General features: G+C 42.7%; 24 protein-coding genes. 16 read left to right on the plus strand and 8 right to left on the minus strand.

Going from position 1 to position 26,035, the window contains the following annotated elements; genetic code table 11:
• The first annotated feature begins 39 nt into the window (after nt 1-39).
• Both R2B72_RS03365 and R2B72_RS03370 read left to right on the plus strand, forming a co-directional pair.
• Nucleotides 40-363 (plus strand): hypothetical protein, encoded by a 324-nt coding sequence (locus tag R2B72_RS03365; protein WP_318614814.1) that lies wholly within the window; start codon nt 40-42, stop codon nt 361-363.
• 91 nt (nt 364-454) lie between these two features.
• Nucleotides 455-928: a DinB family protein gene (locus tag R2B72_RS03370; protein WP_318614815.1), complete on the plus strand. Its 474-nt coding sequence runs from the start codon at nt 455-457 to the stop codon at nt 926-928.
• Nucleotides 929-1,132: 204 nt separating this feature from the next.
• Here R2B72_RS03370 and R2B72_RS03375 read toward each other — a convergent pair whose 3' ends face one another.
• The 5 genes from R2B72_RS03375 to R2B72_RS03395 form a co-directional block, all read right to left on the minus strand.
• A complete protein-coding gene (locus tag R2B72_RS03375) occupies nt 1,133-1,765 on the minus strand; it encodes a response regulator transcription factor (RefSeq protein WP_318614816.1) in 633 nt (210 codons plus the stop codon).
• The gene (locus R2B72_RS03380; protein ID WP_318614817.1) at nt 1,740-2,786 is read right to left on the minus strand and encodes a sensor histidine kinase; all 1,047 of its coding nucleotides are present in this window, start codon (nt 2,784-2,786) and stop codon (nt 1,740-1,742) included. Before R2B72_RS03380 ends, R2B72_RS03375 begins: the two co-directional genes overlap by 26 nt.
• Nucleotides 2,783-3,484 carry a cell wall-active antibiotics response protein LiaF gene (gene liaF, locus R2B72_RS03385; RefSeq protein ID WP_318614819.1) on the minus strand — a complete coding sequence of 234 codons (702 nt, stop codon included), beginning with the start codon at nt 3,482-3,484 and terminating at the stop codon, nt 2,783-2,785. Before liaF ends, R2B72_RS03380 begins: the two co-directional genes overlap by 4 nt.
• A 248-nt stretch (nt 3,485-3,732) precedes the next feature.
• Nucleotides 3,733-4,398 carry a PspA/IM30 family protein gene (locus R2B72_RS03390; protein ID WP_318614821.1) on the minus strand — a complete coding sequence of 222 codons (666 nt, stop codon included), beginning with the start codon at nt 4,396-4,398 and terminating at the stop codon, nt 3,733-3,735.
• Between the two features lie 16 nt (nt 4,399-4,414).
• Entirely contained in the window at nt 4,415-4,765 is a 351-nt protein-coding gene (locus tag R2B72_RS03395) for an ABC transporter permease (RefSeq protein ID WP_318614823.1), read from the minus strand.
• Between the two features lie 292 nt (nt 4,766-5,057).
• Between R2B72_RS03395 and R2B72_RS03400 the strand changes: the two genes are divergently transcribed.
• The 3 genes from R2B72_RS03400 to R2B72_RS03410 all read left to right on the plus strand — a co-directional run bounded on the left by R2B72_RS03400 (nt 5,058) and on the right by R2B72_RS03410 (nt 8,984).
• Entirely contained in the window at nt 5,058-6,680 is a 1,623-nt protein-coding gene (locus R2B72_RS03400) for a long-chain fatty acid--CoA ligase (RefSeq protein WP_318614824.1), read from the plus strand.
• Nucleotides 6,681-7,538: 858 nt separating this feature from the next.
• Entirely contained in the window at nt 7,539-8,150 is a 612-nt protein-coding gene (locus R2B72_RS03405; protein ID WP_318614825.1) for a DedA family protein, read from the plus strand.
• Nucleotides 8,151-8,156: 6 nt separating this feature from the next.
• The gene (locus tag R2B72_RS03410) at nt 8,157-8,984 is read left to right on the plus strand and encodes an undecaprenyl-diphosphate phosphatase (protein WP_318614826.1); all 828 of its coding nucleotides are present in this window, start codon (nt 8,157-8,159) and stop codon (nt 8,982-8,984) included.
• 55 nt (nt 8,985-9,039) lie between these two features.
• Here R2B72_RS03410 and R2B72_RS03415 read toward each other — a convergent pair whose 3' ends face one another.
• A complete protein-coding gene (locus tag R2B72_RS03415; protein WP_318614827.1) occupies nt 9,040-9,786 on the minus strand; it encodes an IclR family transcriptional regulator in 747 nt (248 codons plus the stop codon).
• 147 nt (nt 9,787-9,933) lie between these two features.
• Here R2B72_RS03415 and R2B72_RS03420 point away from each other — a divergent pair, with 147 nt between their 5' ends.
• The 9 genes from R2B72_RS03420 (at nt 9,934) to R2B72_RS03460 (ending at nt 19,720) form a co-directional block, all read left to right on the plus strand.
• Entirely contained in the window at nt 9,934-10,806 is an 873-nt protein-coding gene (locus R2B72_RS03420) for a dimethylarginine dimethylaminohydrolase family protein (RefSeq protein WP_318614829.1), read from the plus strand.
• Nucleotides 10,807-10,827: 21 nt separating this feature from the next.
• Entirely contained in the window at nt 10,828-11,595 is a 768-nt protein-coding gene (locus tag R2B72_RS03425) for a dimethylarginine dimethylaminohydrolase family protein (RefSeq protein ID WP_318614830.1), read from the plus strand.
• Between the two features lie 35 nt (nt 11,596-11,630).
• A complete protein-coding gene (locus R2B72_RS03430; protein WP_318614832.1) occupies nt 11,631-13,049 on the plus strand; it encodes an amino acid permease in 1,419 nt (472 codons plus the stop codon).
• Between the two features lie 175 nt (nt 13,050-13,224).
• The gene (locus R2B72_RS03435; RefSeq protein WP_318614833.1) at nt 13,225-14,385 is read left to right on the plus strand and encodes a transposase; all 1,161 of its coding nucleotides are present in this window, start codon (nt 13,225-13,227) and stop codon (nt 14,383-14,385) included.
• 159 nt (nt 14,386-14,544) lie between these two features.
• Nucleotides 14,545-16,176, plus strand: a complete 1,632-nt coding sequence (locus tag R2B72_RS03440; protein WP_318614834.1) for a M20/M25/M40 family metallo-hydrolase — start codon at nt 14,545-14,547, stop codon at nt 16,174-16,176.
• 88 nt (nt 16,177-16,264) lie between these two features.
• A complete protein-coding gene (locus tag R2B72_RS03445; RefSeq protein ID WP_318614835.1) occupies nt 16,265-16,972 on the plus strand; it encodes a response regulator transcription factor in 708 nt (235 codons plus the stop codon).
• Nucleotides 16,962-18,320, plus strand: coding sequence for a HAMP domain-containing sensor histidine kinase (locus R2B72_RS03450; protein WP_318614836.1), 1,359 nt, complete (start codon nt 16,962-16,964; stop codon nt 18,318-18,320). The genes R2B72_RS03445 and R2B72_RS03450 overlap by 11 nt, the downstream gene beginning before the upstream one ends.
• 38 nt (nt 18,321-18,358) lie before the next feature.
• Complete coding sequence (locus R2B72_RS03455; protein ID WP_318614837.1) at nt 18,359-19,078, plus strand: PepSY domain-containing protein; 720 nt, start codon at nt 18,359-18,361, stop codon at nt 19,076-19,078.
• 87 nt (nt 19,079-19,165) lie between these two features.
• Complete coding sequence (locus R2B72_RS03460; RefSeq protein WP_318614839.1) at nt 19,166-19,720, plus strand: PepSY domain-containing protein; 555 nt, start codon at nt 19,166-19,168, stop codon at nt 19,718-19,720.
• Nucleotides 19,721-19,778: 58 nt separating this feature from the next.
• Here R2B72_RS03460 and R2B72_RS03465 read toward each other — a convergent pair whose 3' ends face one another.
• Both R2B72_RS03465 and R2B72_RS03470 read right to left on the minus strand, forming a co-directional pair.
• The gene (locus R2B72_RS03465) at nt 19,779-20,516 is read right to left on the minus strand and encodes an MBL fold metallo-hydrolase (RefSeq protein ID WP_318614840.1); all 738 of its coding nucleotides are present in this window, start codon (nt 20,514-20,516) and stop codon (nt 19,779-19,781) included.
• Nucleotides 20,517-20,670: 154 nt separating this feature from the next.
• A complete protein-coding gene (locus R2B72_RS03470; RefSeq protein ID WP_318614842.1) occupies nt 20,671-22,407 on the minus strand; it encodes a methyl-accepting chemotaxis protein in 1,737 nt (578 codons plus the stop codon).
• A gap of 492 nt (nt 22,408-22,899) precedes the next feature.
• On the opposite strand from R2B72_RS03470, the gene R2B72_RS03475 reads away from it, so the two are divergent.
• A complete protein-coding gene (locus R2B72_RS03475) occupies nt 22,900-24,429 on the plus strand; it encodes an AbgT family transporter (protein ID WP_318614844.1) in 1,530 nt (509 codons plus the stop codon).
• Nucleotides 24,430-24,587: 158 nt separating this feature from the next.
• Entirely contained in the window at nt 24,588-26,000 is a 1,413-nt protein-coding gene (locus tag R2B72_RS03480; protein ID WP_318614845.1) for an alanine/glycine:cation symporter family protein, read from the plus strand.
• The last annotated feature ends 35 nt before the right edge of the window (nt 26,001-26,035 follow it).

The raw sequence follows: 26,035 nt of genomic DNA on the forward strand, positions 1-26,035 counted from the left end.
TTTATTTATTGAATAGATAAAGAGAAGGAGGAGTGTATAATGACAAAATCCGATGGAAAGTACCCAAACAAGGAAGATTTTGAACCAAAAGTGGCGGGGGTGGTTAATACAGATGAGCTACCATTGGCAGATCCGGCCGATTCAAATGTGACTGATGTGTTTAGGAAAAACGCGCAGGGTAAGACAGGTGAAAACGAGCCTTCTGCTTTTGCCGCAAATAAGGCTGACAATGGATACGACAAACCAAAATCAGATGAACCTTTCCCTTTTGACGATAAGGAAGAGCCCGATCGCGAATTCAATCAAGAATCGCATGATAAGTGGAATGGAGAGAAAACGAATAATGTACCAGCAAAACCATGAAGTATAAGCAACCATCCCAATGTGGGGCGGTTGCTTTTATTGATGTTCTTGATGAAAATAGGCTAAAGTTGCAATAGGAAACAGGAAAGGATTGATTGGTATCGAAACACTAAAGCAGTTGAATATGGCGCGCATATATACATTAGGACGCCTTAAAAAATCAATTGAAGAAGCGTGGGACATACAGCCGAGTGGTTTTAACAACACAATTCGTTGGAATGCAGGTCATATTTTGGTCTCAATGGAAATGCTCGCTCAAAAAGCGGTTGGAGATTATGTGCCGGTACATTCTGAATGGTTTCCCTTTTTTGTAACAGGGTCAAGTCCTGGAGGCTGGGGTGAAAATGTTCCTGCAAATGAAGAGCTTCTTGCTGCATTGAAAGAGCAACCAGCGCGCGTCATGGCGGCGTTAGAAGGAAATCTTAGCAATGTATTGGCTGAGCCGATGGCGATTGGTCCTATGCACACAATGGAAACAGCCGAGGCGGTTGTCCAATTTGCAGTATGGCATGAAGGTATTCACGCGGGTATTATTCATGGATTGAATAGTGTGACGGCGGAATAAGCACACTCGCGGGTGCCGGGCCACTGAAACCATTCGCGTCCAGGAAGGCATTCTAAGTTCGCCGCGTCCTGAAAATGTGCCTTAATTTCTGCAAAAAGCACAGAAATACGGCAAATCGAACCCTTCGCAGTTCGATTGGCAACGAATGCATGACCAACATCCTGTTGGCCTAATGGTAACAGTGACTGGCTCCCGCCTTTTCATTCACTCCACCAACTCATGCTTAAACGCATAAATCACAGCTTGCGTCCGATCTTGCACTTCGAGCTTAGCTAACAAATTACTAACATGAGTTTTCACCGTTTTCAATGCGATAAATAAGTCATCTGCAATGTCCTGATTGGTCTTTCCTTGCGCAAGTAGCAATAAAATTTCAAGCTCACGTTCAGTTAATTCATCGTGTAGCTGACGTTCATTGCCCGCGCGCATTTTTTTCATCATTTTCGTCGTTACCTCAGGCTCTAACACGGTTTGGCCCTTCAATGTTTCCCGGATGGCTTCTGCAATGCGCTTGGCATTGGAGGTTTTCAAGATGTAGCTAATCGCGCCAGCTTCTAGCGCGGGATAGACTTTATCATCGTCCAAAAAGCTTGTGACAATGACGATTTTGGCTTCAGGCCATTCTTTAATAATGGCGGCAGTTGCTTCGGCGCCGTTCATTTCGGGCATGACCATATCCATTAAAATAATATCAGGCCGTAACTCTAGTGCTTTTCCGACAGCTTCTCGTCCATTCACTGCCTCGCCGACCACTTCCATATCGGGTTGAATTTGCAAATAGGCAGACACGCCGATTCGTACCATTTCGTGGTCATCCACTAATAAGATTTTTATCAATTACTTCCTCCCCTTTCCGTGCGGGCAATTTTACTTCGACAATCGTTCCTTGCGACGGGATGGAAACGATTTTGCAGGTACCACCAATTTCAATGGCGCGCTCTTTGACGTTTTGTAAGCCATACGATCCGCCTTTGCCATCGCTATCTTTAAATCCTACCCCGTTATCTTGCACGCGGAAAATGGCAAGACCGTCACGTTCGACGAATAACACATCGACTTCTGTTGCCTGTGCATGACGCAGCGTGTTAGATAGCGTTTCCTGCGCAATACGGAATAAATGATCCTCCGCTCCTTTTGATAAGGTCACCTCTTCCAAGCGAAACCGAATATCGAACAGGACCTTCTCCCGTAATTCCACTAATAATTCTTCAAGTCCTTCGGCGAGTGATTTATTGTTCAATGCTGCTGGTCGCAAATGAAGGAGCAATGCTCGCATTTCGAGTTGAGCTTGTTGAACCATGCGCTCCACTTGTAGCAATGGTTTTTGCGCTTCCGTATCGTCGTTACTTTCCGTAATTGCGGATAGTAGCATGGAGGCAGCAAATAGTTGCTGTGACACGGAATCATGTAGTTCGCGCGCTAGCCGCTGCCTTTCTTGCACAATGCGCTCTTGAATTAGCTGATCTTGCGCCTCGGCACGCTCGTCGGTAATGCGCTGTAAACTTTTGCGCTGCGTATGGATGACCGTCGATACCGTATCAATAGCCCGGTCCATACGTGGTGTGAACTTTTCTTTCGGGTAATGCTCTTTTTCTGTATCAATCAAATCGGATAACCTTTGCTCCAGGGCTTTTTCTTTAGACCGCCCTAAAAAATTTGTCCAAAAGGCAATTCCCCAGCCGAGTAAAAGGGTGGTGTTCAAAATCCACCAACCAAGTGGTACATCCGCAAACTGCAATTCGTAAAAGGCGAACCAGCTTTCATCTAACGGTAAATCGAGTAGGAAATAGGCGTAAACTGCCGCTATGCCGGTAAATAACAATGACAAAAATAGACCGCGTCCTATAACTGCTTTCATTTTCGCGTCACCTCGACATCTCCTGCCCATGAGGAAAGTGTGATGATGAGCTCCGCGCTATCCTTTTGGACACCTTCATAACTGTCTTTCATATGAAGAGACTCATTAATGAGCCGTTTGCGATGCGTATCAAATAACCGGGCATCCCCGAACAGCGTTGTGTAATGGATACGGACCGGAATTTCATAGGGGAGTTCAATTTTGATTTTCCCGAAGCCCTGTCTCACAGAAATTAAAGAAGTCCCTTTTGGTAACACGGTGTCTGTTACGTCAATATGTAAATCTCCGAAAATGCCTTGGATGTGAATATCCTGCCATTCATAGGATGAAAAAGGGGAGGATTGGACAGAAAATAATTTATTTTTCCAGATTCCATTTGGCGTTTCCTTTTGAAATTCCTTAAGAGGCCGCATAATTTCGTCCGACGGTACACCTTTCCATAAACGAACAAGTATATAAATAATCGCTGCAAAAATGGCCAGACGTAAACTCCATAGAGTGAAGAGTGCCATGGCAATGAAGAAAAAGCCGAGCAAAAACATCCACTTCGAACGTTTGCGCGAACCATAGTAAAGGAGTCCGGCACCAAGAAGGACGAACACAATATTGCCGTTACGAAGAAAAAAAGTTTCGGCAAAAATGAGCAGCAGGAAGGCGAGCGCCCAAAAGGTGGTTTTGTTTGTATCAATGCGTTTCATTGGGATATTCCCCTTTCTTGATGTCAGAGTAGTAAAAAAGGAAGGTGAGTACCTTCCTCGGGCCAACAGATGGGAAGGATTGAACTACATCCTTCCTTGTAGGTCATGCAGTGGAGAGGGATTGAACTGCATCGCTCTTTGTTGCGACTCGAACTGCAAAGGGTTCGATGTGCCTTAATTTCTGCACTTTTGCAGAAATTAAGGCACATATTTAGGACGTGGCGGATTTAGACTGCCTTCCCCCTAGTTTACACAATTTCCATTTCTTTTGCGGGACTTTTTTCAAGTGTTGGAGTACTTTCTACTTTGACAAGTGACTCCAGACGGCGTTCCATGGAAGATGTTTCGTATTCACGCTCAATTTTTCCGCCAAGGTTCTCGATATATTGTTTCATCTCACCAACGGACGCAACACGGCTGTCCGCGTTTTCTGGAGAGATGACTTGGTCCATACGATGATGCGCCCGCGTGACATTCTCTTTGCCCATCAATTGTAGCTGACGCACCTTCATATCCTTCACTTTATGTTTCATTTCCTCGAATTTACGCTCCAACGAAATTAATTCATAAGCCGTCTCCGTGACGCTTTCTGCCAATTCTGCAGCACGAGTGTCGTATGCGGCAATTTCTTCTTGTGCAAATGCAACGAGATCTTCTTCCCCGGCAGCTTGTGCCAGTTCAAGCTGGTTACGACGTTTGTCAGCCATTTTTTCCGCTTCCATAAGTTCTTTTTCAAGTGCTACTTTCAATTTGCTTTGACGTTCGAGCAATTTACCAATGGATTCTGTTTGTTTTTCTGCCTCGCGAATGTATTGATTCAACATCGCAATTGGATTTTTGCTTTCCTTTTTGTCGAATAACGTATGAAGATCCGCCTGTACGGAGTATTTAAATCTGTTCCAAAGTGTGTTCATAGTCAATTCCTCCTCATTATTTTGTGATTTCGTTCCATTGACGTTCGAAGTTTACGAAGGGATCATCTGAGACATTTGTGATGATGTTGTTACTGTCTGTGCCTTTCCATTTCCGCCATACATAGACAACGCCGATGAAGGCGATGATGCCTAAGAAAGCAGGTACATTGGAAATGGCTGTAAAGAGGCCGATAAGTAGAACGGCTCCCCAGATTAATTTTTTGAACGTAGATTCGCTCTTTCTATAGTAGTGGAACCCCGCATAGGCAATTAATGCGGAAAAGGCAAGGGCAAGAAGTGATCCAAGATTCACGAGGACAACGATAGCTGCCGTAATGCCGAGTGCTGCAAGACAAAATTTTTTCATGTATAGTTCCTCCTTTCGTTTGTAGCTTAATCTTATAACGGTTTTCGGTTTGTCCAAACGGGCGCGAAACGGATATTTATCTAAGACTTAGGACTGATATCATCTAAGTACAGAAAATAATTTAACACTATTGTGGAAGTTGTAACCGCTTTCATGTATTCTATTAATATATAAATATCTTCCTATTCAGTAAATGGGAGGGGCATATGTAGAGTCGAGTACGCATATTGTTCATGGTTAGACGAGTTGTAATTTTGATATTATCATTCGATGAAAAGGGAGATGGATTTTTATGATGCAAACACCGCTGTTATTATCGTCTTTCGTCAAACGGGCTGAACAATTTTTCCCGGACAAGCTGATTATTTCGCGCACTGGGGAAAATACGATTCACCGTATTCCCTACCGTGATTTCGCAAAACGATCCCGAAAGCTTGCAGATGCACTGACGAAACTGGGCATGCGGCACGGAACGAAGGTCGGTTCATTCGCTTGGAATCATCATCGCCATTTGGAAGCTTATTTTGGTGTTCCCTGTACAGGGGCAATCCTTCATATGATTAATATTCGCTTGTCGCCAGAACATATTGCGTACGTTATCAATCATGCGGAAGATGAAATTCTACTTGTAGATGATAATTTATTTCCGCATCTTGAAAAACTAGCTCCTTATCTCAAAACGGTAAAGCACTATGTCATCATGGGCGATAGCAAGGACATTCCAGAAACATCATTAGAAAATGTCCATTCTTATGAAGCGCTTCTTGAAGCTGCATCAGATACCTATGTATTTCCAGAGGATCTCGATGAAAATACGCCTGCCGGCATGTGTTATACATCTGCAACGACGGGCAATCCAAAAGGGGTTGTCTATACACATCGGGGTCTAGTGCTCCATAGTTATGCACTAGGACTGGCAGATGCAATGGGATTACGGGAGCAGGATGTCATCTTGCCAGTCGTACCAATGTTCCACGTCAATGCATGGGGGATGCCGTTCGCCGCTGTTTTCTTTGGAACAACGCAAGTACTTCCGGGACCCGGTATGAATCCGAAATTACTGCTGGACTTGATTGAGCAGGAAAAAGTAACACTCACTGCCGGTGTGCCGACAATATGGCTTGCCGTGCTGAAAGAACAGGAACAGAACCCGAGAGACCTGTCATCACTTCGGGCAATCGTATGCGGTGGTTCGGCATCGCCAAAAGGCTTGATACGTGCATTCGAGGAGAAGCTAGGTGTGCCTTTCATCGTTGGTTATGGCATGACCGAAACATCTCCGCTAGTCAGCCTATCTGTCTTGACATCGGGGATGGCTGATTTGACAATGGATGAGAAAATCGATGTTCGTGCACTTCAAGGATTGCCGATGCCAGGTCTCGAAGTACGTATTGTCAATGAAAATGGCGATGCGCCTTGGGACGGCAAAACAATGGGAGAATTGGCCATTCGTGGACCGTGGATTGCGAGCGAATATTACAAGGATGAGCGGACGGACGAAGCATTCCGAGATGGTTGGCTTTATACGGGCGATATCGCGGTGATGATGGACAACGGTTATCTTAAATTGACCGACCGCACAAAAGATTTGATCAAGAGTGGGGGCGAATGGATTTCGTCTGTCGACTTGGAGAATGCATTGATGACACATGAGGCTGTTTTCGAGGCGGCAGTTATCGCCGTGCCGCATGAAAAATGGCTGGAGCGTCCACTCGCCTGCGTGGTATTGCATGAGGGACAAATCGGGGATGAAGCAACGAAACAACAGTTGCTCAGCTATTTGGAAGGGCAGTTTGCGAAATGGTGGGTTCCAGACGATGTCATCTTTTTGGATGAAATTCCGAAAACATCAGTCGGTAAATTCCTGAAAGCCTCGCTGCGTACTAAATTGAATGAGCATTATCAGGAAGTGTAAGTAACAAAAAAAGGACTTCAAAACCATACTGGTTGGAGTCCTTTTTTGCATTAGTCGCCTGTAACTTCCATATAATCAATCAAATGATTGATGCTTTAGTGAAACAAATTTGTTAGTTATTTGAATCAATTTCATAATTACCTATTTCGATTAAAAAGGCGAACAATTATTCGATTATGAATTTCAATATTCGCAAATATGATGTTCCACTTTCGTTGATTGGAGCGTAAGGCGGCGACTCCTGCGGGAACAGCACGAGCTGAAGACCCTGGACTGAGCGTAGCGAGGGAAGCGGCTGAAGCCGTGCCCGCGGAAAGCGTCCGCCTGAAGCGCAAATCAACCTCGTTCGGATTCCAAGGTTAATTATTCTATTATGAAATTGATTCATTTGTAAATATAATTTACTAGACTACCTATTGAATGTGGGCTTGGAGGAAGAGTAAAATCAACTTATCTTTTTGCAAGTTGACTAATTCATAAGGTATTGTGGATATCTTTTTCAGGAAAAATGAGCTTACTAACAGGAAAAGATGATTTTATATGCAAAATTCAGAAATTATAAACATTTACACAAGTTATACACTAACTATTGTGGATAACTATACTTTCTCGCGAGTTATCCACAAAGAAAGAATAACTACTTACTGCAGAAGGGTCATAAGAATAGAATCATTTGCGTAAAGTAGTTGGTGGAAAGGGAACTCCATCAAAGTAGAAGGCGTCTACTTTTTGTTAGTCGGTAAGTACGGTTTGTATAATTTCTGCAAAAGGGCGCGGAAATTATACAAACCAAACCCTTCGATGTTCGGTTTGCACTTATATTCTATATTTAGTAAAGTTATATGATGGGGGCGTGTCGTGGAAAATTGGATGACTGAATTTATGAGCCAGTTCGGCTATTTTGGTGTATTTCTATTAATTATGGTGGAGAATGTATTTCCGCCAATCCCATCTGAAGTGATTTTGACGTTTGGTGGATTCATGACGACGTATTCCGATATGACGCGAATGGGTGTTGTCCTTGCGGCGACAGTAGGATCGGTAATCGGGGCAATGATTCTGTATAGCGCTGGTCTACTTCTCGACGTGACACGCCTAGAGAAAATTGTCGATCGATGGGGCGGTCTATTACGTCTTACAAGAAAAGATATTTATCGGGCTGACGCATGGTTCGACCGATATGGCCCTTGGACAGTACTATTCTGTCGCCTCGTACCATTAATTCGGAGTCTTATTTCGATTCCGGCTGGGATGTCAAACATGAATTTTCCGCTATTTATTATACTGACAACCGCCGGGAGTTTAATTTGGAACACGGCACTCGTTTTCATTGGGGCTGCAGTCGGGGATAATTGGCAATCAATCGTGTATTATATGGACATTTATTCAAACATTGTTTACGTACTACTAGTAACTGGCGGTATAGCGATCATTTTTTGGATCATTCGCTTCCGCGGAAAGAGGGCATAATTAGTTATGGAATTATATGATTTGATTAAAGCGTTGATTCTTGGATTCGTTGAAGGGATGACGGAGTTTGCACCAGTGTCTTCGACGGGACACATGATTATTGTCGATGATATGTGGTTGAAAACAGAGGAGTTCTTAGGGCACTATCCAGCAAATACGTTTAAAATCGTCGTGCAGCTAGGGTCCATTTTAGCTGTAGTTGTCGTATTCTGGAAAAGGTTGTTCAGTCTTGTAGGGTTATATAAAATGGAGGGCGTAGCAGCGAACAAGCAATTTAACTTGGCGCATGTAATTGTAGGGATGCTGCCAGCCGTAATTCTTGGGTTTGCCTTTAAAGATTTAATTGATGACTATTTGTTTACAAAGGAAACTGTTCTTGTAGCGCTTGTGGCAGGGGCTATTCTGATGATTATAGCTGATAAATTCGGTCCGAAGAAATCGTGGGTCAACTCATTGGATCAAATTACATACAAACAGGCATTTTCAGTTGGTCTTGTACAATGTTTGTCACTATGGCCAGGATTCTCACGTTCCGGCGCTACAATTTCTGGTGGCGTATTGTTCGGTATGAATCATAAGACCGCAGCCGATTTCACATTCATTATGGCGGTTCCGATTATGGCAGGTGCAAGCCTCGTATCCGTTCTGAAAAACTGGGAACATTTAAGTATGGATTATCTATCGTTTTACATTATCGGATTCATCAGCGCGTTCGTTTTTGCTTTGATTTCCATCCGGTTCTTCTTGAAACTTATTTCACGTGTTAAGCTAATGCCGTTCGCGATTTACAGACTAATCTTGGCGGCAGTGTTGGCGATGATTATTTTTTTATAAGCAACTGAAACGACTCTTGCATGTAAATGTGCAGGAGTCGTTTTTTGTAAGTACTTTAGTTATGAGTGGCGTTGGAACCAAGTTTTTCTGAAATCCTTCTACCTGTCTCCACCACTTTTTCAATTAGAAATTCCAGTCGACTCTCCGTGAGGTTAAAACTGACAAACCCTACACTAACCGCACCTACAACTTCTCCTAATCCGTCACGAACAGCTACTGCGACAGAAGAAGTCCCTTCTGTTCTTTCCCCATGACTTATTGCGTATCCTTGTTGTTTAATCTCTTTTAGTGAGTTTTCCACTGTATGTAGTTGTTCTGTCGAAAGGAGACTCTTCAATATGGCATTCGATTTAGTAGTGGGCATATTGGCAAGCATTGCTTTATTTGCTGCGCCGATATGCATCGGAATGCGTAAACCGAGTTGGTCATAAATTCGAATGGCGTTGTTTTCACTATCAATTCTTTCTATAATGATAGCCTCCAATCCTAACGGTTTACTAAGGTAAACACTTTCTTCTACTTCTTTCATTAAGCGTTCCAGCTCGGGTCTAATTTTAGTGATATAGTCCATTGAATCGTATACTTTCAAACCGTATTCCAACCAAATGGTCCCAAGTCGATAACATTTTGTAGGCTCATCCTGCTCGACCATACCTTGTTTGATCATTGCTTTTAGTAATCTGTGCATCGTGCTAAGAGGTAACTCACATTGTTTGGAAAGCTCTGAAATGGATAGCCCATTGTCTGTTGCGTGCGTTGCCAGGACATTTGCTACGGTCATGGCACGGTCAATTGATTGCATATACAGCACCGCCTGTCTAAAAAATAAGTCTCGCAGAATTAATTATTCAAAATACATTGACATTGTATCATGAATCGCATATATTTTACATATAAACTTTCCGTTGTTCGGAAACGTTTTCCACTAGACGGAAAAGGGTGAAGTGAAATGACCTTTTGTTCATCAATGTATAGTTCACTACAACGAGTGATTGTGAAAAATCCTACGGAAGCTTTTCGTAATCAACATCATCTTGCCGATCAATGGCAAACTTTTAATTACCTTGAAGAACCAAACTTCGAAGAGGCTGTTCGTGAATTTGCAGCTTTTATAGCGATTCTTGAACAACATGTGCCACACATTGATTATTTGCCGGCATCCACTGAAGTAGGGATGGATTCGCTATATGCGCATGATCCGGTAAAATTTACGCCGGCGGGAGCCATTATTTTAAAATCCGGTAAAAAGCTGAGACAACCAGAAGCAGCTGTCTATAAAGAATTTCTTATGGAAAAGGAGATTCCGATTGTCGGAGAATTGACGGGAGATGCAGTGTCAGATGGCGGTGATATCATTTGGTTGGATGATCGAACAATTGTTGTAGGTCGTGGCTATCGTACGAATGATGAAGCCATTCGGCAATTGAAAGAAATGACTGCGCCTTTTGTCGATGAATTCATTGTCGTTCAACTGCCTCATGACCAAGGTGAAGCGGAGTGTCTTCATTTAATGTCGTTCATCAGTATGGTGGATCGTGATTTGGCAGTTGTTCATTCCCGTCTGATGCCGGTATTTTTCCGTCAGTTATTAATCGAACGGGGCGTTCAGTTGGTTGAAGTACCAGAGGATGAATATCATACGCTCGGTTGTAATGTATTGGCACTTGCACCACGGATTTGTGTAATGGTGGATGGAAACGCTTCCACCAAACAACAGCTTGTAGATGCAGGAGCAACAGTCTATGAATACAAGGGTGAAGAGATTAGCATAAAAGGAACCGGTGGGCCAACGTGTCTGACGAGTCCTGTTGTAAGAAACTAATAATAGAGGAGTGGAATTGAAATGAGTTTTTTTAAAAATGTTATCGTAAAAACACCTGGAAAAAGTTATTTGAATGGATTGACGACGTCTGATTTAGGAAAGCCGGTATTTGAAAAGTTACTAGTACAACATAAAAGTTATATAGAAGCATTGGAAAAATGCGGTGTGGCAGTTACACATCTCCCTGCAAGCGAAGAATTTCCAGACTCGACATTTGTAGAAGATGCCGCTGTATTAACGTCTGAGTTTGCAGTCATTACAAATCCAGGGGCAGATTCGCGTAATGGAGAAATCGTAGAAATTGAAAGCACGTTGAAAGGCTTTTATGACAAGTTTTATTATATAACGTCACCTGGGACACTGGATGGCGGCGATATTCTTCAAGCAGAGGATCAATTTTATATAGGTATTTCTGAACGGACAAATGAGCAAGGCGCACTTCAGTTAAAGGAGTTGTTGGAGAAGGAAGGCTTTGGCGCGACAATCATTCCGTTAAAAGAGTTTTTCCATCTAAAAACGGGAATTGCGTATCTGGGAGATAATCGGATGGTTGTAGCAGGTGAGTTTGTGGATCATCCAGCATTTGAAAGCTATGACAAGATTGTGATTGGTAAGGAAGACGAGTACTCTGCTAACTGTATTCGCGTCAATGATTATGTCATTCTTCCAGCAGGCTTTGAAGCAACAAAACGTAAGTTTAATGAAGCGGGCTATCAAACGATTGAACTAGATATGTCTGAAGTGCAAAAGCATGATGGTGGATTAAGCTGTTTGTCATTGCGATTTTAACATAAAGGTATAGGGAAAATAGGGGAGGAAATTTCATGTCCACTAAAGGGGAACAACCGCTACACAATCAATTGAACCGTTCCATGAAAAGTCGCCATTTGTTTATGCTTTCTCTCGGGGGTGTTATTGGAACAGGACTGTTTCTGAATGCAGGCTATACAATCAATCAATCTGGAGCAGGAGGGGCCCTGCTCGGTTACCTATTTGGTGGTCTAATTTTATATATGGTGATGGTTTGTCTTGGGGAGTTGGCTGTTCATATGCCAGTGACAGGCTCGTTCCAGACATATGCAACACGTTATATTAGTCCGTCAGCGGGATTTTCACTAGGCTGGATGTATTTTGTAGGTTCGGCTGCAACGGCGGGGGTTGAATTTACAGCCGCTGGAATACTTATGCAGCACTGGTTCCCGGATACGCCTATCTGGATTTGGTGCCTGGTCTTTATGGTCCTTCTGTTTGCATTGAATGCATTGACGACTAGGGGCTTTGCGGAAGCAGAGTTTTGGTTTGCGGGTATTAAAGTACTGGCGGTTGTCTTGTTTATCATCATCGGGTTTGCGGCCATTTTTGGTTTTATTCCGCTAGAAGATAGAACGACACCGTTTTTAACAAATTTAGCACCAACAGGCTTGTTCCCGGCAGGTATTGCGATTGTCTTTGTGACGATGATGAATGTTATTTTCTCTTATCAAGGTTCAGAGTTGGTCGGTATTGCGGCAGGTGAAACGGAAAACCCTGAAAAGAATATTCCAAAAGCAATTCGCACGATACTTATTAGAATTGTCATCTTCTACATTGCTTCGATTATCGTCTTATCGGCTATTTTCCCAGCATCTGAACTGGGCTTGTTAGCTAGTCCGTTTGTGACCTTGATGGAAATTGCGGGTGTTCCGTATGCAGCAGGAATTATGAATTTTGTTATTTTGACGGCAATTTTGTCAGTAGGTAACTCTTGTTTATACGCGTCAACACGTCTTCTTTGGGCAATGGCGAATGAAGGGATGGCTCCAAAGGTATTTGGTCGTCTTTCTAAGCGCAAGGTTCCACTAATGGCATTGATTTTCACAATGTCCTTCTCTTTGTTGTCATTGTTGACTAGTGTTATGGAAGCGGATGCGGTATTTATCTTACTAATGTCCATCGCGGGTATTTCGGTGACGATTTCTTGGATGGGAATTGCATTTTCGCAGTTTATGTTCCGCCGTCGTTATTTGAAAGCAGGTGGGAAACTGGAGAATTTAAAATATAAAGTTCCGTTTTATCCGTTTGTCCCGTTATTCTGTATTGCGTTTTGTTTGTTCATATTAGTCTTTTTGGCATTCGATCCGACGCAACGCATAGGTCTGTACTATGGTGTAGGCTTTTTCATCGCATGTATGCTGTTTTATAAGTTTAAATTAGAGAAAAAGAATAAGGTTGATCATGATATTCAAGTGGAACTTGTTAAATAAAGGAGTTAACTACTGCTATCAAAAACATTGATTGTCAGATCATAGAATAACGTAGTAAAAGATTGATGGACTTCGAAGCTTTTCAGGTGGTTATCTGTGCGGTAAATAGGGTATATGGTTGTTAATGAAGTTGAAACTGTGATTGAAAGCGCAAAAAGTAAAGGGGATGCTTGTTTTGAAAAAAGCATATAAAACAGAAGTTCTCCTCACCGCTGCCCAACAACAAAGAGTCAACCAAACGATCGGTGTTTGTCGATATGTCTACAACTTATATCTCCATACCGCACAAGAACACTATAAACAAACGAAGAAACACCTATCGGGGTATGACTTTTCTAAATGGCTGAATAATGTCCATACACAAGAAACCGATCAATGGATTAAGGAAGTTTCCAGTAAAGCTGTGAAGCAAGCCATTATAAACGGAGATAAGGCTTATCGAAATTTTTTTAAAAGGATAGCCAAATTTCCACGGTTTAAAAAGAAAAGAAATCAAGACGTAAAAGCCTATTTCCCGAAAAATAATGCGACTGATTTGCCAGTAGAACGCCATCGCATTAAAATCCCGACGATTGGCTGGGTTCGTTTAAAGGAAATGGGGTATATCCCGACGAATGCAACGGTCATAAACTGCACAGTGTCGCAAAAAGCCGGTCGATATTTTGTCTCTGTTTTATGTGAGGTTGAAGAAGTGAAAGAAGCCTATATCCCCGAGCATGATGGGATTGGCATTGATGTGGGCCTCCGTACTTTTGCAGTTTGTAGTCATCATGTCCGATTCGATAACATCAACAAGACTCAACCAGTTATTAAATTAGAGAAAAGCTTGAAGCGACAACAGCGGAAACTGAGTCGCAGTTATGAACAAAATAAGAATCGAAAGAGAGGTGACTTCTGCGCTAAAAACAGGCAGAAACAACTTCAAGTTGTTCAAAAATTGCACGCTAGACTAGTAAACATCCGACAAGAATACATTCGGTATGTGGTGAGTGTGTTGGTGAAAACCAAACCAATGTATCTCACGATTGAGGATTTAAACGTGAAAGGCATGATGAAAAATCGGCATTTATCTAAAACTGTTGCCCAGCAATGTTTTTCTGCTTTTCGAGCAATGTTGACGGATAAATGTCTTGAGAAGGGTATTGAACTGCGACTAGTAGATAGGTGGTATCCATCCTCTAAGCTTTGTTCAACTTGTGGTGTCAAAAAGACGAGACTCAGTCTTTCAGAGCGGATATTTGCCTGTGACAATTGTAATACGGTTCTTGACCGAGATGTTAATGCCAGTTTAAATTTGAAATGCGCAAAGGAATATACAATTATCACAGAACGGTAACGTGTATATGTAGGGTGGGCTACATCCGAATTTACGCCTGTGGAGTGCTATACCAACTGTAGTAGTGAGCAAGTGGCGAGGCGGGGTGCGAGGAAGCAGGAAATTGTCTAGCGTAGAAGAACTTACACTTTCTTCTATGTTTTTAGTAGCAGCATGGTTATGAGTGAATTCAGATGGGGTACCCCGTCCACGCTTCGAGCGTTATTATGCGAGCTTGTAAGTTGGGATAGTCGCACGTTGACGAAGGGAGAGCGGACATTTGCACCGAAAGTGGCTGAGAAGTTGAAGGGGTTAGATTACTTCCGTGATAATCCTAGTCACTTAGAATTACATGATGCAGGTTTGGGTCGTCAGGCAGTGACAGCTCTGTACAAACATCCGAAGGCGACAGAGACAATTGTACTGATTAGCCATTTTGATACGGTGTGGACGGAAGAATATGGCGTATTAGAGCCACTTGCATTTCATCCGGAAGAGTTGACGAAGAAGTTGCTAGAGCACAAGGAAGATTTGCCTGAATCTGCACGAATTGATTTAGAGTCCGGCAAGTATCTGTTTGGGCGTGGCACGATGGATATGAAGATGGGGCTTGCTCTGCACATGCAGTTAATTGAAAAAGCGAGTGTTGAACAATGGCCAATCAATCTGATATTGACAACAGTTCCCGATGAAGAGGTCAACTCGGCAGGTATGCGCGCGGCGGTAACAGAACTTGTCCGTATTCGTGAAGAACATGGTTTGACGTACAAGTTATTTTTAAATAGTGAGCCTTCCTTTTCGCAAAAACCGCTAGATATTGATGAATATATTTACTCGGGTACAATTGGGAAAATCATGCCAGCTGCATTATTTTACGGCAAGGAAACGCATGTTGGTGAACCTATGAAAGGTATGACTGCGAACTATATTGCATCATTTTTGACGCAACGTATGGAATGGAATCCATTGTTCCGTGAAACGGATCTTGGGGAAAGTACGCCTTTACCGGTTTCATTGCAACAAAAAGATTTAAAGCTACAATATTCAACGCAAACGCCGTACCGTGCAGTGGCATTATACAATGTCTTTCTATTAAAACGTACCGCGGCTGAAGTAATGGATTTGTTTGAACAAGTGGCGAACGAGGCGATGGATGCTTGCAACGACAGCTACACAATCATTTGTGATCGAGAGCGAGTGGCAGGCGTAGGGAGTGTAAGGGTGTTACGTTACGAACAACTTTTGGAACATGCCATAAAAAAACTTGGTTTGGAAGAAGTCGAACGTTGGAAACAAGAAGCACTCCAAAATGATGATTGGGATGACCGTGAAAAATCGCTTCGTATCGTCGATAATTTGATGATTCAATGCCAGGAGCTTGCGCCAGCAACCGTGTTGTTATACGCACCTCCTTATTATCCAGCCATAAACTCGTCGGATAACCCACTTGTCATTCAATCAATTGAGTTGATGAAGAAAGCGGCGGGGACATTCAATAACACAGTCGAGCAAATCCACTATTTTAATGGTATTTGTGATCTAAGCTATGTTAATTATGAAGACGATACAAACGGCTGGGCTGCATTCGAGAGCAATACACCAGTATGGGGCGATACGTATAGTATTCCTTTTGCGGACATGGCTAAGTTGAAAGCACCTGTTTTGAATGTAGGACCGTTTGGCAAAGATGCGCATCAACGTACGGAGCGCTTGCATGTCGATAGTGCCTTTGTTGAAATGCCGGTGATGTTAGAAACATTAATAAAGAGTATGTATCATGCGCATAAAAATAACGAGAAAATCACACACTAATACAAACAGGGATCTTCGTGAATAGCGAAGGTCTCTATTTTTTGTCTATATCTGTTAAGATAAAAGAAAAAAATGGTGGGTGAATCAAGTGAAAGAGCAAATATTGATTATTGAGGATGAAGAGAATATCGCGCGTGTTCTTCAACTTGAGCTTGAATTTGAAGGATATGTGACGGGTATTGCACATACGGGACCAGATGGCTTGATTAAATATCGTGAACAACAGTGGGATTTAGTGCTGCTCGATCTAATGTTACCGGGATTGAATGGTCTTGATGTGCTTCGTCGAATTCGTGCAACGGAGGCGACTACGCCAGTGATTTTATTGACAGCAAAAAATGATGTGGAGGACAAGGTAGCGGGGCTTGACCTAGGAGCGAATGATTATGTGACCAAGCCATTTGAAATCGGCGAACTACTCGCTAGGATTCGTTCGGCACTTAGATTTTCAAAAACGATTGGGCCTACAGTAACTAAGGATGAATATCTCCTTGAGTTCGCCGGTTTGTCTATCCATGAGCAGACACGCGAAGTGAAACGAAATGGGCGTTCCATCGAATTAACGCCACGAGAGTACGATCTTTTACTTCATCTGTTGAAACATCCGAACCAAGTACTGTCACGCGAACAGTTGCTAGACGCCGTTTGGGGGTACGATTATTACGGTGATACTAATGTCGTTGATGTGTATATTCGATATGTCCGAAAAAAAATCGAACAAGGAGAAAAAAGTACGCTTATCCAGACGATTCGGGGAGTTGGTTATGTTTTAAAGGAGCAAGCCAATGAGGCTTAAAACGAAGATCCACCTTTTTTCTACACTCCTTATGCTCGTCATCTTAGCATTGACGAACACAGGCATCTATTTTGTATACGAAAAATTAGCGTTTGACACAGAATATCATCAAGTGAAGATGCAGTCGGAAGACCTTATTGCTTCACTCAGCAGGATGACTGGACAAAATCCTGCAACGGTGCTCCGCGCCTACATTCCGCCTAACGGTGCAGTTCGTGTTCTTGATTCTACCGGCAAGGTAAAAGTTGAATCCCAATCGGTAGAAGGGATTGAGAGCTACCATCCTGAAATTGGACCCGTGGAAAAGTATTCAATTGGCGAATTTAATAAGACACCGGTAATGACTCTGAATATGCCAATCATATGGATAGATGGCGAAGTGGTCCAACTGCAAATGATTCAACAGTTGATCGATGTAAAACACAGCTTACGCCTACTCATGCTCATCCTCATGGGCGTGACCGTGATTGCAATGATCCCGATTACAGTCTCAAGCGTTACGCTTGGTCGTATCGTGATCCAACCAATTGATAACCTCATTAAAACGATGACCCAAAGTCGGCAAACAGGAACATATGAAAAGATAGATGTACCTGCAGAAGGGAAGGACGAAATGGCGCAAATGGGTCATGAGTTCAATGATATGATGGGTCAGCTTGAGAGCAACTTCAAAAAGCAAGAACAGTTTGTTTCAAATGCCTCGCATGAATTAAAAACGCCGCTCACGGTTATCGAAAGCTATGCTCGGCTTCTATCGCGGCGAGGTTTTGATGACCTTTCAGTGGCAGAAGAGGCAGTGGGGGCAATCCTTAGCGAATCCATACGTATGAAGGACATGATTATGCAAATGCTTCAACTTGCAAGAAATCAAGAACAAGTCGCATTTAACTTTGTGGAAACTGATGTCCATGCGTTGATTGAAAAGACCTTGCGACCGATGCGTCAAGCATACACACGGGATTTCATCCTAGAAGGGAATGGCCCCACCGTTGTTGTGACAGATCCTGATAAGCTTAGACAGCTTCTATTCATACTACTCGACAATGCACGAAAATACAGCGAACGGGAAATTAAAACAGTCGTTTCTGAAACTAAAGCTCACATTTCCATTGCTGTCACAGACTACGGAAATGGTATCCCAGAAGAAGCCCTCCCGCAACTTTTCGACCGTTTTTATCGGGTTCATGAAGACCGAAACCGGAAAACGGGAGGAACCGGTCTTGGACTAGCAATTGCAAAAGAACTTGCAGAGGGCCTCGGTGCGGAACTGAAAATCGAAAGTGTTGTTGGAATGGGAACCACTTTCCGAATCATTATTCCCAAACGGCAGATTCTCACCGATTTTTAATGTTCACCCCGTATGATGAACGAAAGGAGGCGAGTGGAATGCAAAATAATAAAATAAAGCCATGGTTCATACCTAGTCTTTTAACCATCGTTATCTTAACGGTGGGTGGATTATATATAGCAAGTTTAATCAACGAGAAGGAGCCAATAGCAGCTGATGATATTCGGACGCAGCTAGAGGATATGTATGGAGGGACGGTCGACCAAATTGCAATAGAAGGTGACATCTATAAAGTTGAAATGACGCGAAGTGGAGCCAGTTATTCAGCTAAAGTCGATGCAGTGACGGGAAGTGTTATATCGCTTTCTCAGACCAGTAAAATGACAGAAGAGATCCCGCAACCACATATGCTTTCCGAAGCCGAGGTTAAGGAAGTTCTTTTGAAGAAATACGCCGGAACAGCTAAACGAATTTCATTGAATACGGATAAGGAAGCGCCGGTTTACGAAGTAACGCTGTCGAAAGATCCGAAGTTTACACAAGTAACGGTTGACGCTATAACTGGTAATATAATCTCCGAAATTATGAAGGAAACGACAGGGGAAAATGCGCTCATTACGAAAGAACAAGCCATTAAAATTGCACTTGGACAACTGAAGGGTGAGCAAATAGAAGAAGTTGATGACTTCTCCTACGAAAAGACCGAAGACGGGGGCTATTACCTGATTGAAATAGATACAAAGGATGATCGCGAAGCCACCTTTCAAATCCACGCTATTTCGGGAAAAATAATTTCCGTCACGTGGGAGGAAAGTTAACTTCTCATTAAAATCTAATAATACTCTCAGTGTCTTCTCATCTTCGCGATGTAATATAAAGATAACAACAAAAGGAGGAGTTAAAAGATGAAGAAATGGATGATGATTCCGGTATTAGCCGGTGCGGTTATAGTAAGTGGAGTTTCAATGGTAGCAAATGCGGAGCAGGGTGTAGCGGTGACGCCAAAAGGGTTATTGACGACTGAGGAAGCGAAAGCAATTGCTTTAAACTCTGTCGATGGTAAAGTGACAAAAATAGAATTAGATCGTGAAAAATCAGGTGACATCTATGAAGTAGAGGTACAATCGAAAGGTATCGAATATGATCTCGATATCGATGCGCAAACGGGTAAAGTATTGCGTACAGAGAAAGACAACATGGATAATGATGATCAAGATGATAATGTCGTCCCCAATGGAAAGTACATTTCGGAAAAAGCGGCTATTGGAATTGCAATGAAACAAGCAAAAGGAACGGTAACTAAAGTCGAATTAGACAATGAAGATGGCCGTGTAGTTTACGAAGTCGAAATCAAAGACGGCACATACGAATATGATTTTGAAATCGATGCGGTTTCAGGGAAAGTGTTGAAATTTGAAAAAGACCATGAGGACAATGACGACGACCAAGATGACGATTAATTGACTATGAAAGAGGACTGTCCGGGAATAATCGGACAGTCCTTTTGCGCATAGCTTACTATAAAATTTCGTATGCCTTTCCAACTTCGGCAATTTCAGTAGGACCATCATAGTTCTGGCGAGCAGCCCCATGAATCTCTTCAATATCTCCGTGCAATGGCAAATGGGTCAGGACAAGCCTTTTGGCGCCTGCTAATCTTGCTAATTTCCCCGCTTCACTGCCGCCCATATGCCCTGGCGCTTTGCCAACATGCTCTTCATACAAATTCGCCTCGCTGATTAACAAATCTGTTCCTCGTGAGAAATCGACGAGCTCATCTCGCCATTCCGTATCGGCAGTTAGCACCATCGATTGATCGCCAACACTGAACCTCATGGCAAGACAGTGGACGGGATGAATTGTCTGGCAGAACGACACTTCGAATGGCCCAATTTGAACAACATCATCTTCCGAAATAGCAACGCCAACCGTTTGCTCCTTGTATGATAGCTTGTCAAAATTCTCTTGATCCTGATCATGTCCGTAAATCGGCAAAGCAGGCGCTGGTTTGCCGAGATAGAAATTAATGATCCGGCTAAATTGCAAGCTACCGATATCCGCAATGTGATCTGCGTGATAATGGCTGATGACGACCGCGTCTAATTTTTCTAAAGGCAAATAGTTTTGCAATGAGGAAAGAACACCACTACCACAATCCATTAAGCAATGAAATCCCTCGTGTTCAATTAAAAAAGATGACGTAGCACTATTGGCCTTCGGATAACCGCCCCAAATGCCGATGGGTGTGATTTTCATTACAGACATCCCTTCTATATTGTATTTTTTATGTTACTTGCATTGTACCCAGTTGAAAGTTTGGATTTCAAGGTGGAAGTCACTGAAGCGTTACCAAGGGAAAAAACATGACTCACCTTCCTTAGTAGGCAAGTCATGTTTTTAGCAATCATCATTATTCAAACCGATCAATTAATGCATTTAATGAATGTGCTACTTTTTGAAGATCTCCACTCATCACTTCTAATGTGCCCATCGCTTTTGTCTGGTCTTCTGTGGAGCCCGCCACCTCAAGAGTTTGACTAGCTGTATTACTGACAAATCCTTTTATTGTTTCAACTGCTGCGAGAATTTCCTCTGAGCCTGCTGACAATTCTTCCGTAATTGCAGAAGTATCTTGAATGTCGTCATTGATCCTGCTAATGGTTGTCACAACATGCTCCAGCATTGTACCAATACCTTGTACAGCCTCTGTTCCATCGGCTACTTTTGTAGAAGTCGCAACCATCACATTGCTGAACTCATCTGTAACTTGTTCAAAATTGTTGATGAGTGCTCTGATTTCTTCAGCAGATTGCCTTGATTGTTCAGCCAATCGCCTCACTTCATCAGCAACGACGGCAAACCCTTTGCCGGATTCACCAGCGCGTGCGGCTTCAATCGCGGCGTTTAAAGCAAGTAAGTTTGTTTGCTCGGCAATGCCTGTCATAACCTGTGTGATTTCTTGAATTTGTTTGGATTGGCCACTCAGTTCATCCACCTTTTCTCCTGTTTGGTAGACCATCTGTTGTACATCTTGAATTTGTTCAACGGCTCGTTTTGAATCTTCATACCCTTTTCGAATGAAAGTAGTAACGTCGTTGGAGAAATTTGACATATCATTCCCGGAGTCGGCAATTTTTTGAATACCAATTGACATTTCTTCCAAAGCAATGACGGATTCCTCGCTGTTTTGTAACGATTGTGCACTGCCTTCGGCTAATTCCACCATGCTTGTGTTGATCATTTGATTGGCTGTCATTGTTGCCTCGATAGTCTCAAAAAGTTGGGTAGATGAGCGCAAGACCTGATTGGAATGACTAGTCATCTCATTGATGACTGTACTAAGTTGTGCATGTGAGGTTAAAAATGACTTAGCCAATGCTGAGATTTCATTGTCCGAACGAAATTGAATACGATTTACTTTTTCGGAGGAGATTGTCCATTTTCCTTCGGCAAAATCCTCGAGTGCCTCGCTGACAACGCCAAGAGGAGCTAACGTTTTTCGTGTGTAAATGTAAAATATAGCCGATAAAATTATAATGACGATCAGAAAAACGAGTCCTATGAGGGGTATGGTAGTTTTTAGTAGGTTGTTTTGAATCCCCGCGACATCCTCGGCAGAAATGTCGACCGCCAAAATCCCTATGATTGCTCCCGTACTATCTTTAATTGGCGCAAAGGCGGATAAATACTTCCCGAATTCTGGATCATCAATTACCTTTGTGCTGACGGACTCGCCAGCGAAAACAGGGCTAACGTCGTCATATGTAGTCCCTGTAGTTGGCTGTCCAATGGTTGCCGCACCCTTTGCATCTTTTGGATAGCCATCTATCATGATCTCTACAGCGTTTGTATCTGCTTTCAATGCGTACACATAAAGGACTCCAGTGCTATCCAATAAATTGACGAGCTGATTGCGCAAATCCCAATAGGTGTCACTTTCAGTTGGCTGTTCCAAAAATTGTTTGTACTGATCACCATCGATTTGGCTTGCTAAGTGATCGACTGTTGTCACTGCCTGACTTCTAACAGAATCCTGAACAGTTTTAAGGGTGCTAAATGTGAATAAAATAGAAACTGCCACAAACAGGCACAGCATAATGCTAACTAGAATTAAAGACATTTTTGTACTTAGTGATTTACGTTTCATCTTCTACCTCATCCCTATAATAGTCTAGTCGATTTTATACTCGCAAAGTAATTACTATTAATATCGGTATGGATTGAATTATTTTGAGGTACCTAGCTACTAAAAGATATTAAACTTAGTGAATATCGTAGGGGTAAAGTGTTGGCGATTGATTCCGACGTACTATCGGTAATGGGCATAAGTTCACGGACATTTCCGTATTATTCGGATGTTACTAGTTGAAAGGCTTCCGAATCAATTGTACTAATACTATAAAACCATACTATTTAAATAAAGCGAATAACTTTTGTTACCGAGTTTGAAGGTAGTGAAAATAAGTTGGAAGTTTGCTTGGTGAAGTATTTTATTGTGGCCCAATATTCTTCATATTTGATTTATTTGTTTTGCTATTTAAGTAAAGTGTAATATATTATATACTGTTGACTACTCAAGAAATCAGTGTTTTTTTTCTGAATACTTCTTAAGTGATTAACAGTTTGGAAGGGGTTTCTTATGGACACGAAAAGAAAGGGTTTATTCCAAAAGTTCTTAGATATGGTGGAGAAAACAGGGAATAGACTTCCGCATCCGGTAACGTTGTTCGCGGGATTGGCATTGCTCGTTCTCGTTCTATCCTGGATTGTTTCGTCATTTGGGTTAACGGTCGAACATCCTGGTAAGCCGGGGGAAATGATAGAGGTTAAAAACCTGCTTAGCGGGGAAGGCATCGAATACATATTTACAAAAATGACGGCTAACTTCGTTGGATTCGCACCTCTTGGTGTGGTTCTGTTAACAATGCTTGGGATCGGTCTTGCAGAAGGTTCCGGTTTCATTAGTGCAGTGTTACGTGGTTTTGTTATGTCTGTACCTAAACGATTGATTACTGCAGGACTTGTGTTTGCTGGTGTTATGTCAAGCGTTGCTTCAGATGCGGGATACGTTGTATTACCGCCGCTTGGAGCAGTTATTTTCGCGGCAATCGGGCGTCATCCGTTGGCGGGTCTTGCTGCAGCATTTGCTGGGGTTTCTGGAGGATTTAGTGCGAATTTGTTTCTCTCAGGGACAGATGCATTGCTTGGTGAACTGACGATTTCTGCGGCACAGATCATAGATCCGGCCTATGCGGCAAATATGAATATCGCCATGAACTACTTCTTCATTGCGGCTTCTGTCTTTGTATTGACATTCGTTGGAGCGTGGGTGACAGAGAAAATTGTTGAACCACGTCTTGGTACATACACAGGCGAATTCCGTGAGAAAATGGAAAAACTTACGGCGATAGAGAAAAAAGGTCTTGTTTGGGCGACGATTTCAATTGTTGTTGCAAGTATCCTATTTGCATTGCTTATTCTTCCTGAAGGTGCGCCACTGCGTGGGGTAGAAGGCGAGATGCCGATTATCCGCTCTCCGTTCATGAGTTCGTTGGTACCGATTATCGCGATCTTGTTCTTCATTCCAGGACTGGTTTACGGTAAAGTGACGAAAGTGATTAAGAGTGACCGAGATGTTGCGGCGATGATGTCTGCAACGATGGCGGCGATGGGTATGTTCATAGTCCTGTCATTTACAGCGGGCCAATTCGTATCCTTTTTCACAGAGTCCAATATGGGTCTTATGATTGGCGTTTACGGGGCTCAATTCCTTAATAGCATTAACTTGACGGGAATTCCGCTTATTCTGACGTTCATCCTGATTTCGGCATTCATCAACTTGTTCATTGGAAGTGCGTCTGCTAAATGGGCGATGATGGCTCCGGTATTTGTCCCGATTATGATGCAGCTGGGTTATTCGCCTGAGTTAACACAAATGGCGTACCGCATTGCCGATTCTTCGACAAATATCATTTCACCGCTCATGACGTATTTTGCGATTATTATCGCATTTGCACAGAAGTACGATAAGAAAATGGGGATCGGAACACTTATTTCCGTCATGTTCCCATATAGTATGTTCTTCTTATTATTCTGGACGTTGACACTTGTTATCTGGATGTTATTCGGTCTCGATTTAGGACCAGGTTCAGGAATTTACTATCCATAATTATTGATGGTTCATTATCCTATTATTGATGAAAAACGTGAATGTTTCGACATTCACGTTTTTTGCGTATTCAGAGGATATCCTATGGTATTCTAAGTTTTATGCAAGAAAAACAGTAAGTGAATGTGTGGAAAATAGTAATGAGGGGGTCTTTTATCATGGAAGTATTAGAGTGGTTGGTTGGTCCGGCGAACGATTTTATTTGGACATATATACTGATTGGTGCTCTTTTGGCAATTGGTACTTACTTTTCGGTTCGTACGAAATTCGTCCAAGTACGGTTGTTTGGCGAGATGTTCCGTTTGGTCGTTGAGAAAAAAGAGAGTAACGATGGTGTTTCTCCGTTTCAGGCGTTTACAATTAGTGCGGCATCTCGGGTAGGGACGGGCAATATTACCGGCGTCGCGTTGGCAATTGGCGTCGGGGGGCCTGGAGCGGTATTTTGGATGTGGGTTATCGCAATTATTGGGATGGCGACAGCATTCGTAGAAAGTACGCTTGCACAGGTGTACAAAGTGAAGGACGGCGATACTTTTCGAGGTGGGCCCGCGTATTATATGCAAAAGGCACTTGGACTTCGGAAACTTGGGATTGTGTTTGCGATTCTTTTGACGTTCTGCTTCGGCTTTATTTTTAATGCGGTACAGTCGAATACGATTAGCCAATCGTTCACGGATGTTTTTGGTATTCCTGAATGGCTAATTGGTACCGGATTGGTTCTACTAACGGCAGTGATCATTTTTGGCGGCGTGAAAAGGATTGTCAAAGTTACGCAGATGATTGTTCCTGTTATGGCGATTCTCTACATACTTGTTGCGGCTTACATCGTGATCGCGAACATTACGGACGTACCGGCAATGTTCAAATTGATCGTTGAGCATGCTTTCGGCATTCAGGAAATGGTCGGCGGCGGTATCGGTGCAGCTATGATGCAAGGAATTCGACGAGGGCTGTTTTCGAATGAGGCAGGGATGGGGAGTGTGCCGAACGCGGCAGCTACTGCAAATATCTCTCATCCAGCGAAGCAGGGACTTGTTCAAAGTCTTGGTGTCTTTTTCGATACAATCATTATTTGTTCAGCTACTGCATTTATTATTCTGTTGGCCGACCTTTACGGTACTGGAGCGAAGGATGGAATCATTTTGACGCAAGCGTCGATGGCTGTGCACGTAGGGGCATGGGCTCCGTATTTCATCGCAGTTGCCATTATGTTTTTCGCGTTTAGTTCGATTATAGGAAATTACTATTATGGTGAAACCAATATCGAATTTATCAATGCGAATAAATCATGGATGACGGTTTACCGTGTTGCTGTACTTGGTATGGTGATGTTCGGTGCAATGGCAAAAGTTAGCGTTGTTTGGAGCATGGCGGATTTATTCATGGGGATGATGGCGATTTTGAACTTGATTGTCATTCTATTACTTGGTAAAGTCGCATTTAAAGTGCTGGATGATTTCACGATTCAACGTAAAAAAGGGTTGAATCCAACATTTAAAGCAAGCACGGTACCGGGTCTTACAGGTGCTGAGTGTTGGGAAGATCGACCGTCTGAAAAGCTCCACAATTAAAATTGCAAGTGAAGCGAGTTTTTCCTCTATTTAGT

The organism is Sporosarcina sp. YIM B06819 (assembly GCF_033485175.1).
Classification (GTDB): Bacteria; Bacillota; Bacilli; order Bacillales_A; family Planococcaceae; genus Sporosarcina.

Bases quoted from the DNA above. Each gene is read 5' to 3' on its own strand.
- R2B72_RS03365 (WP_318614814.1), top strand. From the start codon at position 40: ATGACAAAATCCGATGGAAAGTACCCAAACAAGGAAGATTTTGAACCA.
- R2B72_RS03420 (WP_318614829.1), top strand. From the start codon at position 9,934: ATGACCTTTTGTTCATCAATGTATAGTTCACTACAACGAGTGATTGTG.
- R2B72_RS03425 (WP_318614830.1), top strand. From the start codon at position 10,828: ATGAGTTTTTTTAAAAATGTTATCGTAAAAACACCTGGAAAAAGTTAT.
- R2B72_RS03465 (WP_318614840.1), bottom strand. From the start codon at position 20,516: ATGAAAATCACACCCATCGGCATTTGGGGCGGTTATCCGAAGGCCAAT.
- R2B72_RS03400 (WP_318614824.1), top strand. From the start codon at position 5,058: ATGATGCAAACACCGCTGTTATTATCGTCTTTCGTCAAACGGGCTGAA.
- R2B72_RS03475 (WP_318614844.1), top strand. From the start codon at position 22,900: ATGGACACGAAAAGAAAGGGTTTATTCCAAAAGTTCTTAGATATGGTG.
- R2B72_RS03410 (WP_318614826.1), top strand. From the start codon at position 8,157: ATGGAATTATATGATTTGATTAAAGCGTTGATTCTTGGATTCGTTGAA.
- R2B72_RS03380 (WP_318614817.1), bottom strand. From the start codon at position 2,786: ATGAAAGCAGTTATAGGACGCGGTCTATTTTTGTCATTGTTATTTACC.
- R2B72_RS03470 (WP_318614842.1), bottom strand. From the start codon at position 22,407: ATGAAACGTAAATCACTAAGTACAAAAATGTCTTTAATTCTAGTTAGC.
- liaF (WP_318614819.1), bottom strand. From the start codon at position 3,484: ATGAAACGCATTGATACAAACAAAACCACCTTTTGGGCGCTCGCCTTC.
- R2B72_RS03395 (WP_318614823.1), bottom strand. From the start codon at position 4,765: ATGAAAAAATTTTGTCTTGCAGCACTCGGCATTACGGCAGCTATCGTT.
- R2B72_RS03460 (WP_318614839.1), top strand. From the start codon at position 19,166: ATGAAGAAATGGATGATGATTCCGGTATTAGCCGGTGCGGTTATAGTA.
- R2B72_RS03480 (WP_318614845.1), top strand. From the start codon at position 24,588: ATGGAAGTATTAGAGTGGTTGGTTGGTCCGGCGAACGATTTTATTTGG.
- R2B72_RS03430 (WP_318614832.1), top strand. From the start codon at position 11,631: ATGTCCACTAAAGGGGAACAACCGCTACACAATCAATTGAACCGTTCC.
- R2B72_RS03450 (WP_318614836.1), top strand. From the start codon at position 16,962: ATGAGGCTTAAAACGAAGATCCACCTTTTTTCTACACTCCTTATGCTC.
- R2B72_RS03390 (WP_318614821.1), bottom strand. From the start codon at position 4,398: ATGAACACACTTTGGAACAGATTTAAATACTCCGTACAGGCGGATCTT.
- R2B72_RS03455 (WP_318614837.1), top strand. From the start codon at position 18,359: ATGCAAAATAATAAAATAAAGCCATGGTTCATACCTAGTCTTTTAACC.
- R2B72_RS03415 (WP_318614827.1), bottom strand. From the start codon at position 9,786: ATGCAATCAATTGACCGTGCCATGACCGTAGCAAATGTCCTGGCAACG.
- R2B72_RS03440 (WP_318614834.1), top strand. From the start codon at position 14,545: ATGAGTGAATTCAGATGGGGTACCCCGTCCACGCTTCGAGCGTTATTA.